The organism is Nocardioides sp. (genome assembly GCA_037045645.1).
Taxonomy (GTDB): domain Bacteria; phylum Actinomycetota; class Actinomycetes; order Propionibacteriales; family Nocardioidaceae; genus Nocardioides.
The window spans coordinates 20,420-34,134 of the sequence record JBAOIH010000004.1 but is presented as its reverse complement, the minus strand read 5'-3'; the positions used below and the strand labels follow the sequence as shown (position 1 = coordinate 34,134).

General features: G+C 67.3%; 17 protein-coding genes and 1 pseudogene. 5 read left to right on the top strand and 13 right to left on the bottom strand.

What is annotated here, in order from left to right:
* Positions 1–30: 30 nt before the first annotated feature.
* The 6 genes from V9G04_13405 to V9G04_13380 are packed head-to-tail and all read right to left on the bottom strand — an operon-like array spanning position 31 to position 5,297.
* Positions 31–1,182, bottom strand: a complete 1,152-nt coding sequence (locus V9G04_13405) for an NAD-dependent epimerase/dehydratase family protein (GenBank protein ID MEI2714251.1) — start codon at positions 1,180–1,182, stop codon at positions 31–33.
* Complete coding sequence (locus V9G04_13400) at positions 1,164–2,066, bottom strand: NAD(P)-dependent oxidoreductase (protein MEI2714250.1); 903 nt, start codon at positions 2,064–2,066, stop codon at positions 1,164–1,166. Before V9G04_13400 ends, V9G04_13405 begins: the two co-directional genes overlap by 19 nt.
* Positions 2,063–3,298, bottom strand: a complete 1,236-nt coding sequence (locus V9G04_13395; protein MEI2714249.1) for a glycosyltransferase family 4 protein — start codon at positions 3,296–3,298, stop codon at positions 2,063–2,065. The genes V9G04_13400 and V9G04_13395 overlap by 4 nt, the downstream gene beginning before the upstream one ends.
* The gene (locus V9G04_13390) at positions 3,295–4,002 is read right to left on the bottom strand and encodes a hypothetical protein (GenBank protein MEI2714248.1); all 708 of its coding nucleotides are present in this window, start codon (positions 4,000–4,002) and stop codon (positions 3,295–3,297) included. Before V9G04_13390 ends, V9G04_13395 begins: the two co-directional genes overlap by 4 nt.
* Before the next feature lie 10 nt (positions 4,003–4,012).
* Positions 4,013–4,291, bottom strand: coding sequence for a hypothetical protein (locus V9G04_13385; protein MEI2714247.1), 279 nt, complete (start codon positions 4,289–4,291; stop codon positions 4,013–4,015).
* Positions 4,281–5,297 (bottom strand): polysaccharide biosynthesis protein, encoded by a 1,017-nt coding sequence (locus V9G04_13380; protein MEI2714246.1) that lies wholly within the window; start codon positions 5,295–5,297, stop codon positions 4,281–4,283. Before V9G04_13380 ends, V9G04_13385 begins: the two co-directional genes overlap by 11 nt.
* A 137-nt stretch (positions 5,298–5,434) precedes the next feature.
* On the opposite strand from V9G04_13380, the gene V9G04_13375 reads away from it, so the two are divergent.
* Positions 5,435–6,571, top strand: coding sequence for a nucleotidyltransferase family protein (locus V9G04_13375; protein ID MEI2714245.1), 1,137 nt, complete (start codon positions 5,435–5,437; stop codon positions 6,569–6,571).
* 9 nt (positions 6,572–6,580) lie between these two features.
* Here V9G04_13375 and V9G04_13370 read toward each other — a convergent pair whose 3' ends face one another.
* The gene (locus V9G04_13370; GenBank protein MEI2714244.1) at positions 6,581–7,204 is read right to left on the bottom strand and encodes an acetyltransferase; all 624 of its coding nucleotides are present in this window, start codon (positions 7,202–7,204) and stop codon (positions 6,581–6,583) included.
* Between the two features lie 77 nt (positions 7,205–7,281).
* Positions 7,282–7,671: a hypothetical protein gene (locus tag V9G04_13365; GenBank protein MEI2714243.1), complete on the bottom strand. Its 390-nt coding sequence runs from the start codon at positions 7,669–7,671 to the stop codon at positions 7,282–7,284.
* Positions 7,672–7,904: 233 nt separating this feature from the next.
* Here V9G04_13365 and dtd point away from each other — a divergent pair, with 233 nt between their 5' ends.
* Positions 7,905–8,330 carry a D-aminoacyl-tRNA deacylase gene (gene dtd / locus V9G04_13360; protein ID MEI2714242.1) on the top strand — a complete coding sequence of 142 codons (426 nt, stop codon included), beginning with the start codon at positions 7,905–7,907 and terminating at the stop codon, positions 8,328–8,330.
* Between the two features lie 297 nt (positions 8,331–8,627).
* Here the strand turns inward: dtd and V9G04_13355 are convergent, their stop codons facing one another.
* From V9G04_13355 to V9G04_13335, 5 genes and pseudogenes are all read right to left on the bottom strand, one after another.
* Positions 8,628–8,924, bottom strand: coding sequence for a DUF1416 domain-containing protein (locus V9G04_13355; GenBank protein MEI2714241.1), 297 nt, complete (start codon positions 8,922–8,924; stop codon positions 8,628–8,630).
* Positions 8,924–9,743: pseudogene (locus tag V9G04_13350) on the bottom strand (sulfurtransferase). Before V9G04_13350 ends, V9G04_13355 begins: the two are co-directional and overlap by 1 nt.
* A 76-nt stretch (positions 9,744–9,819) precedes the next feature.
* On the bottom strand, positions 9,820–10,284 hold the full coding sequence (locus tag V9G04_13345; protein MEI2714240.1) for a DUF4395 domain-containing protein: 465 nt from the start codon (positions 10,282–10,284) through the stop codon (positions 9,820–9,822).
* A 240-nt stretch (positions 10,285–10,524) separates the two neighbouring features.
* Positions 10,525–11,451 (bottom strand): thioredoxin family protein, encoded by a 927-nt coding sequence (locus tag V9G04_13340; GenBank protein MEI2714239.1) that lies wholly within the window; start codon positions 11,449–11,451, stop codon positions 10,525–10,527.
* Between the two features lie 57 nt (positions 11,452–11,508).
* Positions 11,509–11,811, bottom strand: a complete 303-nt coding sequence (locus V9G04_13335) for a MoaD/ThiS family protein (protein MEI2714238.1) — start codon at positions 11,809–11,811, stop codon at positions 11,509–11,511.
* Positions 11,812–11,859: 48 nt separating this feature from the next.
* On the opposite strand from V9G04_13335, the gene V9G04_13330 reads away from it, so the two are divergent.
* From V9G04_13330 to mshD, 3 genes are read left to right on the top strand one after another with little or no spacing between them, the layout of a single operon-like run.
* Positions 11,860–12,585, top strand: coding sequence for a response regulator transcription factor (locus V9G04_13330; protein MEI2714237.1), 726 nt, complete (start codon positions 11,860–11,862; stop codon positions 12,583–12,585).
* On the top strand, positions 12,572–12,844 hold the full coding sequence (locus V9G04_13325; GenBank protein ID MEI2714236.1) for a PqqD family protein: 273 nt from the start codon (positions 12,572–12,574) through the stop codon (positions 12,842–12,844). The genes V9G04_13330 and V9G04_13325 overlap by 14 nt, the downstream gene beginning before the upstream one ends.
* On the top strand, positions 12,841–13,701 hold the full coding sequence (gene mshD, locus V9G04_13320) for a mycothiol synthase (GenBank protein ID MEI2714235.1): 861 nt from the start codon (positions 12,841–12,843) through the stop codon (positions 13,699–13,701). The genes V9G04_13325 and mshD overlap by 4 nt, the downstream gene beginning before the upstream one ends.
* The last annotated feature ends 14 nt before the right edge of the window (positions 13,702–13,715 follow it).

Genomic DNA, 13,715 nt, shown 5'->3' with positions numbered 1-13,715 from the left:
CTTCAATCGGCTTGGGCAGCGCCGGGACACTCATTCCGGCTGGGCGTTCTCCGGCTGGGCGTTGTCCGGCTGGGCGACCATTTCCGGATACTGATCGGGGTTGTCACGATCCAGCAGTTGATCGGCCCAGAACATCGTGACGAGTTCGTCGTCACCGACGTTGCGGATGTTGTGCACCCACAAGGTGGGCATGTCGACGAATGACGGTCGGTCACCGCTCAGTGTGAAGGTCACGACGTCGTCGTGCAGGAGTCGTCGCAATTGGATCTGGGCGGTCCCCTTGATTACGAAGAACCGCTCCACCTTGTGCAGGTGGTAGTGCTCGCCTCGGCCCTGTCCGGGCAGGGTTGTCGACACGAAAGCCTGTCCCGTCCCGCCATGCGCGCGCACGGTCTCGAACAGATCACCCCGGTTGTCGGCGAAGACCTCGGGCGAGAGCGGCCACATCCCGGGGAAGGCTGCGGCCCGGTAGGTGTTGAAGAGATTCACCGCGAACTTCGACTCAAGTGCGGGGATCTCCCCGCGGGTGGCGTACAAGTCGTGGGTGCGTTGCAGGAACTCCAGCACCTCCCCGATCCCGTGGGGTTCACCGGGCACGACGAGCGAGTCACTGCCGCCGACCGCCTCGACCAACGCCGAGGCCGCATCCTGCACGTGGAGCAAGGGGATATCCCTGTCGCCGGTGACTGTGGGCGTACGTCCCGCGGCCACCTCGTGCGCGAAGGTCGCGACGAAGGAGTTGTACTGCGGTAGCCCGTGTTCGCCGAAGAGATTCGGCAGCAGCCGGTCCGCGAATCGACCACCGGACGCGGTCACGACGTCAGCCAGCACCCCGGCCGCCGCCGCCTTGCCGCGACCGTACGCATTGTCCAACTCCGCTTGAACCGAGTTTGCGAAGACCACGTCGACGGGGCGGCCCTCGATCGCTTGCCCCAAAGCAGTGGCGAGCGCGACGTTGCCCTGCTCGACCTCGGCATCGGAGTCAGCCCGGTTGACCCCCGCGACGTGGTAGACGACGTCGACGTCGGCAAGGCGCGCCGCCAGACGCTCAGAGTCCGCGAAATCCGCGCGGCCCAGCCGTACTGGTTCCAGACCGTGCTGGGCTCGCAACCGGCACGCCAGGTGCCAGCCCAAGAACCCGTAGCCTCCGGTGATCGCGACCTTCATCTCAACCTCTCCCATCCCTCACGCCCAAGCGGCGGGCTCCACCGACCCTGCAACCACCCCGGTGACTGGTCCTGGCCGAACCACAGCATCTCCAAGCGTCGCGACAGTGCGGCGAAGGCACCCGAGCGCCTGCCCAACGTGCCGGTGACGCGCACCACCGACCGTGCCAGCGGCGTCGGCAGGTGCTTGGGCTCTCGATCTCCCAGGATCCGTACGAGGTCGGCTGCGGTCAGGTCCTCGGCAGGCTGGAGCACCACCGAGGGTGGTTGCTGCTCGGTCAACGTCACGAATGCGACGGCGTCACCGACGTTCTCCACCAGGACCTGGGGCGTGGGCCGAGCTCCCGCACCTGCCACCGAGGCCAGCGGCGAGGACGCCACCTTCACCAGGGTCCGCGTCACGTCACGGCCGGGCCCCTGCACCGAGGTAGGCCGAAAACAGATCGCGTCGGGACGTACGCGCAACGTCACGCTCTCGCCGAGTGCCTTGGCACGCGAGTAGGGGCTGAAAGCCTCGTGCCCGAGGGACTCGTCGAGGCTGGGCCTGGACCCCTGCACGGCCGCGGAACTTACGTGTACGACCCGTGCCCCACCAGGGGCAGCGCTCGCGACGAGTCCGGGCAGCAACGCATCCGCCCCGAACAACTCGTCCCCGGCGCCTCCGGCCGTCGCGAGCCCGGCCGCGTTCACGACCGCGTCGACGTCGCGCAACCGGTCGCGCAACTCCCCCACTGTCTGCGCGCGCGTCTCGAGGTCGTCCAGGAGTTCGGCCACCGTACGCGCCGTCGTGGTGAGCCGTGGCGCCGAGACCGCGACGACCTCGGCCCCGCGATCGCGCAACGACACGCAGACTGCTCGGCCCACGAAGCCGCTGGCCCCGATCACCGCGACCCTGGTCATCGTGACGCCCCTGCGACGGCGGCCGAGAGCAGTTCCTCCAGGCGCGTCGCCCCGGCCGTCGCGCCCAGTTCGCTGACGTAGGCCCGGCGTCCGCGCTCTCCCAGCGCCCGCCGTTGCCCAGGATCCATGGTCGCCATGGTGTGGAAGGCCTTGGCCAGCGCGACCGGGTCTTCGGGTGGCACGACCAGACCGGACTCGGTGCGCTCCACCAACTCGGCCGCATCACCGGCGACAGCACAGATGACGGGAGCGGCACACGCCATCGAGGCCTGCACCTTGCTGGGGATGGTCCCGCGGAACAGAGGCAGGTCACGCAGGCTGATCAGTTGCGCCGCGGCCTCGGCCATCAGTGCGGGCATACGTTCCATCGGCTGCGGCCCCGCCTCGAAGAACCGGTCGGTCACCTGAAGCTCTTCGGCGAGGCGGCGCAGGCCGAGACGCGCGGTGCCGTCTCCGACGAGAGCCAGCCCGACATCGCTGCCCTCTGGCAGCAATGCCAGCGCACGTACCGCGTGCTGGAGGGCCTGCACCTCCCCGATCCCACCGGCGTACATGATCCAGGTCCGCCCCGGCGGCAGGGCCGGCTCGACCGGCGCGGGCGCGGGCGCGAACACTCCCTCGTCGATCCAGTTCGGCACCGCGACGGGCACCGACCTCGGACCGCGATCTGCGAGCGTCGCGGCCATGGTCGGACTGATCGCCGCCACCCCGGAGGCTCCGCGATAGAGCCGCCTCAGATACCGGTTGAGGCCCGACTCGACCATGCGGGTGGCCTTCGCGTTCCCGATGAACCCACTCGCGGTGACCGTCTCGGGCCAGAGGTCCTGCACATAGAGCACGTACGGCACTCCGGCCAGGCGGCGCAGCGTCATTGCGGCCGCGCCCACGGTCGCGGGGGTCAGATACACCAGGCTGGCATCGACGTGGCGCAACCAGCTGACCTGCGTCGTCGCTGAGGCCGCGAAGGAGGTGAGGCTCAGGGCACGACGGATCGCGTTGTCGTCGTGGCTGGGCACGTCCGGGACCCGGCAGAGCAGGACTCCGTCTCGTTCCTCGACCTGGCGAGGACGCATCGAGTATCCCGAATGCACCCGTCCTTGGGGATAACTGGGAAAGCCGGTCAGCACGCGCACCTCGTGACCACGCGCAGCCAACGCCTCCGCGATCGCGGTGGGGTGGGCGGCCGACCCCGTTTCCGGCTCGTACCACTGACTGATCATGCCGATCTTCATGCTGCCTGCCCTCCCGCCTTCGCACCGAAGAACGCGGGCGTAAGCAGGTAGGCCAACAGCACGACCGCGATCGCGAGGCTGGTCCAGGGTTGGGGCAAGAACGCGACAGCGGCACACACGAGCAGTGCGAAAGTGACGACGACCCCCGTGCTGCCGAGGTGTGTGAGACCTGCATCGGTCAGTCGCTGATACACGTGGGTGCGGTGCGCCTCGAGCAGAGACTCTCCGCGTACGGCGCGCAGGGCGATGGTCCCGGCCGTGTCAGCCAGGTAGATGCTCAACGGAGCAGCGGCGACGAAGGGCGATCCCGTGACCAGCCACGTCATCAGGGCCAGGCAGGCCAGGACGGCGCCGAGGCCATAACTGCCGACGTCGCCGAGGAACACCCGTGCCTTGGGCACATTCCAGGGCAGGAACCCGACCGCCGCGCCAGCCAGCGCGAAGGCGGCGAGCGCTGGGGCGGAGAGAGACTCGTGCGCCAGCCAGGCTCCGTACCACAGCGCTGCCAGCAACGTCGTAGACCCGGAGATGCCGTTGATGCCGTCCATGAAGTTGAAGGCATTGACGAAGGCGGCGATCCACACCGCACCGATAGCCACGATCACCAGCGTCGGCATCGGCCGACCCGGCAGCACGGCCGCGATGCCGAGGGCGAGGGCGATCCCGGCGCCCAGTTGAACCGCCAGCCGCAGGACCGGCGCCACATGGCCCAGGTCATCGACCAGACCAAGAGCTCCCCAGGCCCACTCCACCGGCGAGCAGGACCAGAAGTGCACCCACTTCCGGCTTCTCGACGAGCACGGCACCACAGGTAGCCAGCAGGGCACCCAGCAGCACGCCCAGCCCGCCCCCGCGAGGCACGACGTTCACATGCGAGGACCGTTCGTTCGGCACGTCCATCAACTGACGTGCCCGCAGGAATCTGATCACCAGTGGCATCAGGGCACACGTGATCGCGGCGCCGGCGATGCCGACGAACGCGTTAGTCAGCACGGAGCAGGGCCTGGAAGGCAGGCATCGAGTTGAGCAGGTCGACCACCTGATCGACGTCCAATCTCTCGGTGTTGTGCGAGTGGTAGTCCTCGAGAGTCGACTCTTCCTGGTCGCCCTCCTCGAAGTACTGGTCGTAGTTCAACTCGCGGGCATCCACCGAGATCCGGAAGAACTCACCCTGGTCCTCGGACCGAGCCAGTTCTTCGCGAGTAGCCAACGTCTCGTAGAGCTTCTCGCCATGGCGGGTGCCGATGACCTTCAACTCGGCCTCGACCCCGACCGCCTTGGCAACGGCGAGCGCCAGGTCGCGCACGGTGCAGGCCGGGGCCTTGCGGATGAAGAGGTCGCCTGGGCGCGCCTGCTCGAAGGCGTGCTCCACCAGGTAGACCGATTCGTCCAATGTCATCAAGAAGCGCGTCATGTGCGGGTCCGTGATCGTCAACGGTTTGCCGGCGCGCAGTTGCTCGACGAACAGCGGAATCACGGAACCGCGCGACAGCATCACGTTGCCGTAGCGCACGGTGGACACCACCGTGGCCGCGGTGGGGTTGTTGCGGGCGAAGGCCTGCGCCACCTTCTCCATCATCGCTTTGGAGATGCCCATCGCGTTCACGGGGTAGGCGGCCTTGTCGGTGCCCAGGCACACCAGGGACTGCACACCGTTGTGGTTGGCGGCTTCGATGACGTTGGCGCTGCCCAAGATGTTGGTCCGCACCGCTTCGAGGGGGAAGAACTCGCAACTGGGGACCTGCTTGAGCGCGGCCGCGTGAAAGACCTGGTCGACGCCTCGCGTGGCGCGATCGACACTGTCGTAGTCGCGGATGTCCCCCAGATAGAAGCGTACGCGCGAGTCCCCGACCCGACGGCGCATGTTGTCCTGCTTGAGTTCGTCGCGGCTCAGGACGCGTACTTGATCGACGTCGTCGCGAGCCAACAATCTCTGCACCATGGTGGAACCGAATGAACCGGTCCCGCCCGTCACCAGCACCGTGCGTGACCCGCTCACAGAACCAACCTCCGACGATCTTGCGTCGCGCCCACCGCGATAGGGTCCACAGCATAATCGGCGGCTCGCTGCGCCGTATCACCGCCGTCACGCACCGCGTCACGCACCGGTCCGAGTGGCCAGAACAGGAACACGTCATGGGATCCAGTCCGGCTGCCGTGGAGCAGTTGCGGGCGGCCTTGCGTACGGTGCTGCGCCTGGAAGCCGGCGAAGACGCGCACTGGCGTCTGGCGCCGGAGGTCTCCGACGACGAGTTCTTCGCCGCCGTACGTCGGCACCTGGTCAGCGGTGCGCTGTGGGCCCATCTCGACGCGCTGGAAATGCCCGAAGGCGTACGAACTCGGCTGATCGGGGAGCGCGACGCCGCGGCGGTCGCGTGCCTGCGTACGCTGCGCACCGCCGTGCTGGTCCAAGACGAGTTGGCGGCCCACGGCATCGACAGCCTGGTGTTCAAGGGTCCGGCCCTGGCCTTGCAGACGACCGGCTCGGCGACCTCGCGGGGATTCGGCGACGTCGACCTCCTCGTCGCACCCGACTCGGCACACCGCGCCTTGGACATCTTGGAGGCTGACGGTTTTGTGATCCGCGCCGACAACCCGCGAGACGGGAAGTCCTGGGCTGCCCGCTATCAACTCCGCGTCTACTACGAGGCCAGCTTGAGCCGCAATGGGGTCGATGTCGACCTGCACTGGCGGATGGACCCGGCGGTCTACGCCCTGCCCAGCTTCGAGGAAGTCTGGCACCGCCATGTGACAGTGGAGCAGGAGGGGGTTGCGCTGCGTACGCTCGATCCCCTGACCGCCTTGATGCAGTCCTGCGGGCACGCCGCGAAGGACGATGGCCGGTGGTTGCGCTCGCTGATCGACATCGCGCGCCTGGCACGCCATCCCGATCTTCCCCCCGACTGGATCGCACACCTGCGCCCCATCGACAAGAAGATGCTGGCGATCACAGCCGACGCCCTCGGTGGCCTGCCTCACCACACCTGGACTACCAGCGTTCGGCAGCTGCGCCGCGCGCGCCAGGCTCAGGACACCGACGTACCCGTCCCGGGTCATAGCCGACTGCCACCGTGGATCGAAGCCGTACGACGCACCACGCAGTCGAGTCACCATCCGGCCGACGTGGTCCGAGCCACCGCGCTGGCGTTGATGCCGGTGCGCACGATCCACCACGTCCCCGATCACCAGTGGTGGCGCGCGTTGCCGAAGGCGCTCGGGGCACGAGGCCAGGACCTCGGCCGCAAGTTTCGGGCCCGCGCCATCCGCCGCTGAAGGGACTCGTCAGGAGACGACGCCACCCGGCGCGACATCTGCCAAGGCGCGCGCGCCCGGTAGCAGCGTCGCCTCATCACCAATCCGCACCTGCGGTGCCACCAGGGCACCCACGGCGATCAACACCGCGTCACCGACCACGTTGTCGCCCGCGACATTCGCCCCTGGATTCAGGCTTACGAAGTCGCCCAACGTGGAGTCGTGTCCCACCGTCACGTTGGGATTGAGATGGGCGTGGCGGCCGATCGTGACGGAGGTCGTCAGCCGTACCCCGGCGCACACGATCGAGCCTGCCCCCAGACGCACGTCGAACCCAAACGTCGCCGCAGGGTGCACCAAGGTCGCCGCACTGAAACCGGCCGCGTCCAAACGCGTGGCCAGCAGCCGTCGTACGCTCGGCTTGCCGATGCCCACGACGTAGGCGGTGGGCTCGGGCCATGCCAACGCGACCTCGATAGCGCCGAGATAGGCCGCACCTCTGCGGGCGAGTCGGTCCAGATTCTGCGGTGAGGGGTTGTCGTCTACGACGCCGGCCAACTCCCAGACCGTGTCGACCGTGTTGACCGCGTCGATGACGTCGAGCGTCTCGCGACCGAAGCCACCGGCCCCGACGACGATAAGGGGCGTGGGCATCGCGGGCGTCTACCTCCGGGCAGTGGGTGGGTCGAGCACGATCGTCGCACGAGGCGCGCGTCGCCCGCACCGACGAATCAGAGCGGGTGATCGGCGAACAGCGTCGTCCAATCCCCGCTGACACTGTCTTTGAACGCACATGTCACGGTCTGGTTGCCGGCGTTCTTCGCCGTGACGCTGAAGGTCCCTGCCGGGGAAGTCGCTCCGGCCGCCAGTGTGATGGTGAAGGTGACCAGCGTCGCGGTCACGGTGACGGTCCAGCCCGTCGGCGTCGTGGCGGCGGTGAATGCGTTCTTGTAGGGGGTTGGCCCGCCCATGGTCCAGGTCATCGTGATGGTCATCGGCTTGTTGGTCGTGTTCTCGAACGTGCCGTGGGAAAAGGTCACGCGCCCATCGGTGACGGGTGCATCCAGCGTCCCGGTGACAGCCACAAGAGAAGAGGCGAAGGCGGGTGCGGCGGTGACCATGACGACCGCCGGGGCACTCCACAGGGCTCCGCGAACGACAGAGCGCCGCGACGCTGGCATTCTGGTGTACGACACGGTCAACTTCCTTTGGCGAGCGTTTTCAGACCAAGAACATCGTCGCAACCGTACGAAGCCTTTGAACATAGATTTCTCATCTCTTCGACTAAAGTCGTATAGAGATGTCCAGACCACTTGCGGTATGCAGCCTCGCGCACCAGTGCGATCATCGGGGCATGCGAGTCGTAGCCCAGCGGGTCACTCGAGCCTGCGTACGCGTTGACGGGGAGGTGGTCGGCTCGGTCGCGGGGGCGGCCGTGCTGGCGTACGTCGGCTTCACCCACACCGACGGCCTGCCCCAGATCGAGTGGATGGCTCGCAAGTTGTGGGGGCTCCGGATCCTGCGCAACGAACTGTCCGCCTCCGACGTCGCGGCACCGATCCTGGTGGTCAGCCAGTTCACCTTGTACGGCGATGCACGCAAGGGCCGCCGACCCACCTGGGACGCCGCCGCACCTGGGGCGGTCAGCGAACCGCTGTATGAGAACTTCCTGACGGCGTTGCGCGCCTTGGGGGCCGAGGTGGAGACCGGCATCTTCGGCGCGGACATGACGGTCGACGCCGTGAACGACGGTCCCATCACGCTGCTGCTGGAACGCTGAGAAGCGGCCGACCTGCCCGAAACGGTCCAGAATTGGCAACAGAGCCGCAATTGCCTTGGGGGGGCGGGGGGGATGCGGCTCTGCTGCGTGGGGGGGTAGGTGCCTTCTAGGGGGGTGGGGATGAGCACCTCTTCACATCGTGGCAGATTTTGTAAAGCAACGCCAGCCCTCAGCCAGGAAATTCCACTTGTTTCACTCGAAAGTCTCACGTGATGTGTAACACAGTGTTGCACACAACGCGACAGGCCCGATCTCCTAGGAGGTCGGGCCTGTCGTCGTGGCGTGGAACACCGGTCTTCAGAGAGTGACCGCGACCTCCGCGATCTGTCCGCGCTGCGCGGTCACCACGCGGTCGACCGGGTCGGCCTTCGGGGCAAGCGTGCGCAGGGTCCACTCACCGTCGCCAGCGAAGAAGCGGAAATGCCCGCTGTCGTTGGTGGGCACCTCCGCGGTGAACTCACCGCTGCGGTCGAGCAGCCGGACGTACGCGTTCGGCACCGGCCGACCATCCCGGGTGACCTGCCCCTGAACGATCGCCTCCGTCTTGGTGTTGACGCCGTCGAGCGACAGACCACCCTCGGTCGCGCCGCACATCAGGCGTCCGCCGATCCGGGCTCGTCACCGAGGACGACGGGCACGCCGACCAGGGAGCCGTACTCGGTCCACGAACCGTCGTAGTTCTTCACGTTCTTGCGACCCAGCAGTTCAGTGCAGCACGAACCACGTCAGCGACGAACGCTCACCGATGCGGCACAGCGCGATGGTGTCCTTGTCGGCGTCGAAGCCCACCTCGTCGTAGAGCGCGGCGAGCTCCTCGTCGGACTTGAAGGTGCCGTCGTCGTTGGCGTTCTTGCTCCACGGCACGTTGACCGAGGTGGGGATGTGACCCGCACGCTGCGCCTGCTCCTGCGGCAGGTGGGCCGGGGCGAGCAAGCGGCCGGCGTACTCGTCAGGGCTGCGCACGTCGACGAGGTTCTGCGCGCCGATCGCGTCGACGACCTCGTCGCGGAAGGCGCGGATCGAGTTGTCCTGGTCCTGCGCGACGTACGTCGTCTTCTCGCGCGTGGGCGGCTCGTCGGTCAGCTCGCGCGAGTCGAGCTCCCACTTCTTGCGACCGCCGTCGAGCAGCTTGACGTCCGAGTGGCCGTAGAGCTTGAAGTACCAGTACGCGTACGCCGCGAACCAGTTGTTGTTGCCGCCATAGAGGATGACCGTGTCGTCGTTGCTGACGCCGCGCTCGGAGAGCAGCGCCTCGAAAGCCGCCTTGTTGACGAAGTCGCGACGCACCTGGTCCTGCAGGTCGGTGGTCCAGTCGAGCTTGATGGCGCCCTTGATGTGGCCCTTGTCGTAGGCAGAGGTGTCCTCGTCGACCTCGATAACGACGATGCCGTCAGCGCCGAGGTTGTCCTCCACCCACTGGGCGGAGACGAGAGAGCTTCTCGCGGGTCATTTCTTTTCCTTCTTCTTGGGGTTTTGAGAGTTGTCTTGATCAGGAGGCGATGCGTTTGGCCAGCAGGTAGACCTCGCAGCCCAGGCAGAAACCGAAGAACGCGTTGAGCAGGGCCGCGGCAAGCGCGAACCCGACGGCCACAACGCCGATCGCGTCCAGGCCCAGTGAGAGCGCCGCCAGTGCGACGGCGGCGAAGACGAGCCCCACTGCCTGCGCGAAGCGCGGTGGCGCCGCGTCTTCGAGGTGCTCCGGAGGCGCCAAGCGCGGCCGAACCACTCGCTTGAACAACCAGGCGTGCGGAGTGCGGCTGACGCCGAGCGCGGCGCCGAGTGCGAAGAGGCCGGTCTGTGTCGCCAGGAGAGCGAGGGCGACGGAGCCGGGAGCGGTGAGCAGTACGAGGGCCAGCACCACGCTGGTGAGCGCGGCGGCGAACTGCGGACCACGGGGGTCCACCGTGGCGACGGTCGCGGCGTTCGTGGTTGCGGCAGTGTCGAGCGTGGTCATTTCTCTCCTGAGGCAGCGCTGTCGGGCATGAGCGAACGGCGCCGAACAGGGTGGTCGAGGTTTCGACCGCGGGAGTTTCCGGCGCCTCAGGACATTCGACACAGCGCCGAGCGCTGGCGGCAGTGATCCACTGCGCGGCGCTTGGTCAGCATGGTCGAGGACATACCGGGAACTGTAGGTGCGCGCCACCGATACGCACATACAACATCTTGAATGTTGAGATCGCTGTCCATATTATGGTCACGCCCCGCTCAGGGAAGCGAGCGCCGCGCGCACTTGAGCCAGCGTGGGAGCCCCGGTCGCACGACTTCGCTCGACTCCGTCGGCGTCGAGGATCACCGTCGTCGGCGTCCGCAACACTCCGAACTGCCGGACCATGTCGAGGTTTTCCTCTGCGTCGATCTCGCGATGGACTACTCCGTCGGTCTCCGACGCCACCTGCTCAAGCACCCGTCGGGTCGCGCGGCAGGGAGCGCAGAACGCGGACGAGAATTGCAACAGCGTCACGTGGGCCTCAGACGAGGTCGTGGTTTCGAGACGGGCTCCGCCCTCCTCAACCACCGGCAACACGGCGCCCTCCCCCACCACCGGCAACACGGCGCCCTCCCCCTCCACCGGCAGGGCTCCGCCTTCCTCGATCCCAGCCTCGGTGGTTGAGGAGCGAGCGCCAGCGAGCGTCTCGAAACCACCCGTACGCAACGTGGTTTCGAGACGGGCTCCGCCCTCCTCAACCACCGGCAACACCGAACCCTCCCCCACCACCGGCAGGGCTCCGCCTTCCTCGATCCCACCCTCGGTGGTTGAGGAGCGAGCGTCAGCGAGCGTCTCGAAACCACCCTCGGTGGTTGAGGAGCGAGCGCCAGCGAGCGTCTCGAAACCACCCGTACGCAACGTGGTTTCGAGACGGGCTCCGCCCTCCTCAACCACCGGCAACACGGCGCCCTCCTCAACCACCGGCAACACGGGACCCTCCCCCACCACCGGCAACACGGGACCCTCCTCAACCACCGGCAACACGGGACCCTCCTCAACCACCGGCACTACGGGACCGTCTCCGACCACCGGGGTCTTGGGCGGGCGGAACCGGCCGTCGGTGCGGGCGCGCCAGAGCCCGAAGCTCACGGCCAGCACGAGACTGACAAGCAACACCCACTGGCCGATGGTCACGATCAGCCAACCCTCATGGCACGGCCGACATTCCTGGCCAGACGTCGCGGCCGCACCTCAGCCGCCGGCGAAGGGGGGCAGAAAGTCCAGTGTCTGCCCCGGAAGCACCGAGACCTCGGCTGGATCCTGCGCCGATGCAGGGTGCTCGTCAACAAGAACCGAGCACACCGCCAGCACTGCCGCGAGGCGCTCGCCGTACGACTGCGCGAGATGGTCGGTCACGGCCGCGAGCGTGGTCGGCTCCGCGAGGTCGACCAGGATCTCGCCCGCACCGGCCGCCGCGCGTGCCGCGGCCCACAGGCGTACGACCACCGGGCCACCGGTCTCGTGGTCGGAGTCTTGCGCGGTCGCGGGGGTCATGGTCGATATCCTTGCCTATCGAACCTGACCGGCCAGCCGGGGAGCACCATGAGCCAGTTGCTGCTGCTGACGAGCGAACTCAGCTCGTCGGCCGAGATCCTGCCCGCGCTCGCGCTGCTCCCCCACAGCGTGAAGATCCTGCCCGCCGAGATCTCCGCTCTCGTCGACGCTCCCGCGTCCGACGCCGTGTTGGTCGACGGTCGCCGAGATCTCGCGCATGCGCGTGACTTGTGTCGGCTGATCCGTACGACCGGCTCGACCCTGCCCGTGCTGCTCATCCTGACCGAGGGCGGTCTCGCGGTGATCCAGTCCGATTGGGGAGTCGACGACTTCGTGTTGCCCACGGCGGGTCCGGCCGAGGTGGAGGCGCGGCTGCGGGTAGCCACAGGGCGCCTCAACGCCGGCGAAGCAGAGGCCCCCGATCCGGTGATCCGTTCGGGTGAGGTGACGGTGGACGAAGCGGCGTACACGGCGAAGGTCGGTGGTCGCATGCTCGACCTGACTTTCAAAGAGTTCGAACTCCTCAAGCATCTGGCCCAGCACCCGGGTCGCGTCTTCTCCCGACAGCAGTTGTTGTCGGAGGTGTGGGGTTATGACTACTTCGGCGGTACGCGTACGGTCGATGTCCACGTTCGGCGGCTGCGCGCCAAGCTCGGCCCCGACAAGGAGCACCTGATCGGCACCGTACGCAATGTCGGATATCGCTTCGTGATCCCGTCTCGGACCGAAGCGCGGACGCAAGAAGAACTGGAGATGGCCGATGATCAGCCCTGACACGATCCTGGTGCAGGAATCCGGACTGCTGGGTACGAGCACGGCGACCCAACGCGTCGTACTCAACGAGAAGTTCGAGTATCTGGGCCTGGACCCGATCGCCGAGCACATCTTCGAATTGCTGGAGACGCCGACGTCGTTCGACAACCTGGTGGGCATCCTGACCCAGGAGTTCGCGATCTCGCCCGAGCGTTGTCGCGCGGACATCACTCCCTTCCTGGAGAAGATGGTCGAGCACAGACTGCTCCGCACGACGTGACCGCATCTCAGCTGTCCTTGCGACAGTTCCGGCCCGACGACCTGGAGGATGTACGACGGGTCATCGCCCAGGCCGAGTCCTACGATCGGGTCGCGCCCCTCGACGAGGCCGCACTGCTCGACCTGGTCCATCGTGGCGAGGCGGTCCGAGTGGTCCTGGCACAAGACGGATTCGCGACCGTACGCGGTGACGCCCTCGATCTGGTGGTCGCGCCCTCTGCTCGCCGACGGGGACTGGCGCGAAGTCTCGCCGCTGCCGCCCTCGCGGGAGCCGACGCCCCGAGCACCGCGTGGGCGCACGGCGACCTGCCGGGTACGTACCGGCTTGCCGCACACTTCGACTTCCAGGTGGCCCGACAACTGCTGGTCATGCGACTTGGTCCAGCGGCGCTGTTGCCCGACCTCGAAGCGCCTACCGGCGTCACGATCTCGACTTTCACGCCCGATGACACCGACGACCTGCTGCGGGTCAACGCATCGGCGTTCGCCCAGCATCCCGAGCAGGGCCGGTTGACCAGACCCGACTTCGAAGAGCGTGCCCAGGAGCGTTGGTTCGACCCGGCCGGGCTGCTGCTCGCCCGAGACGAGGCGGGCGGGTTGCTGGGCTTCCACTGGACCAAACGGCACTCGGAGACCGACGGCGAGGTGTACGTCGTGGGGGTCTCTCCGCAGGCACAGGGTCGCGGCCTAGGCCGTACGCTCACCCTCGCCGGTCTGCACCACCTGCGCGACGGCGGCGCCCGCGACATCCATCTCTATGTCGAAGCCGACAACGCCCCGGCCGTGAAGGTGTATCAACGCCTGGGCTTCACCGTCGACCGCCGAGACACACACGTGCAGTACCACCGCCGCAGTTGACCCGCGGGTTGTGG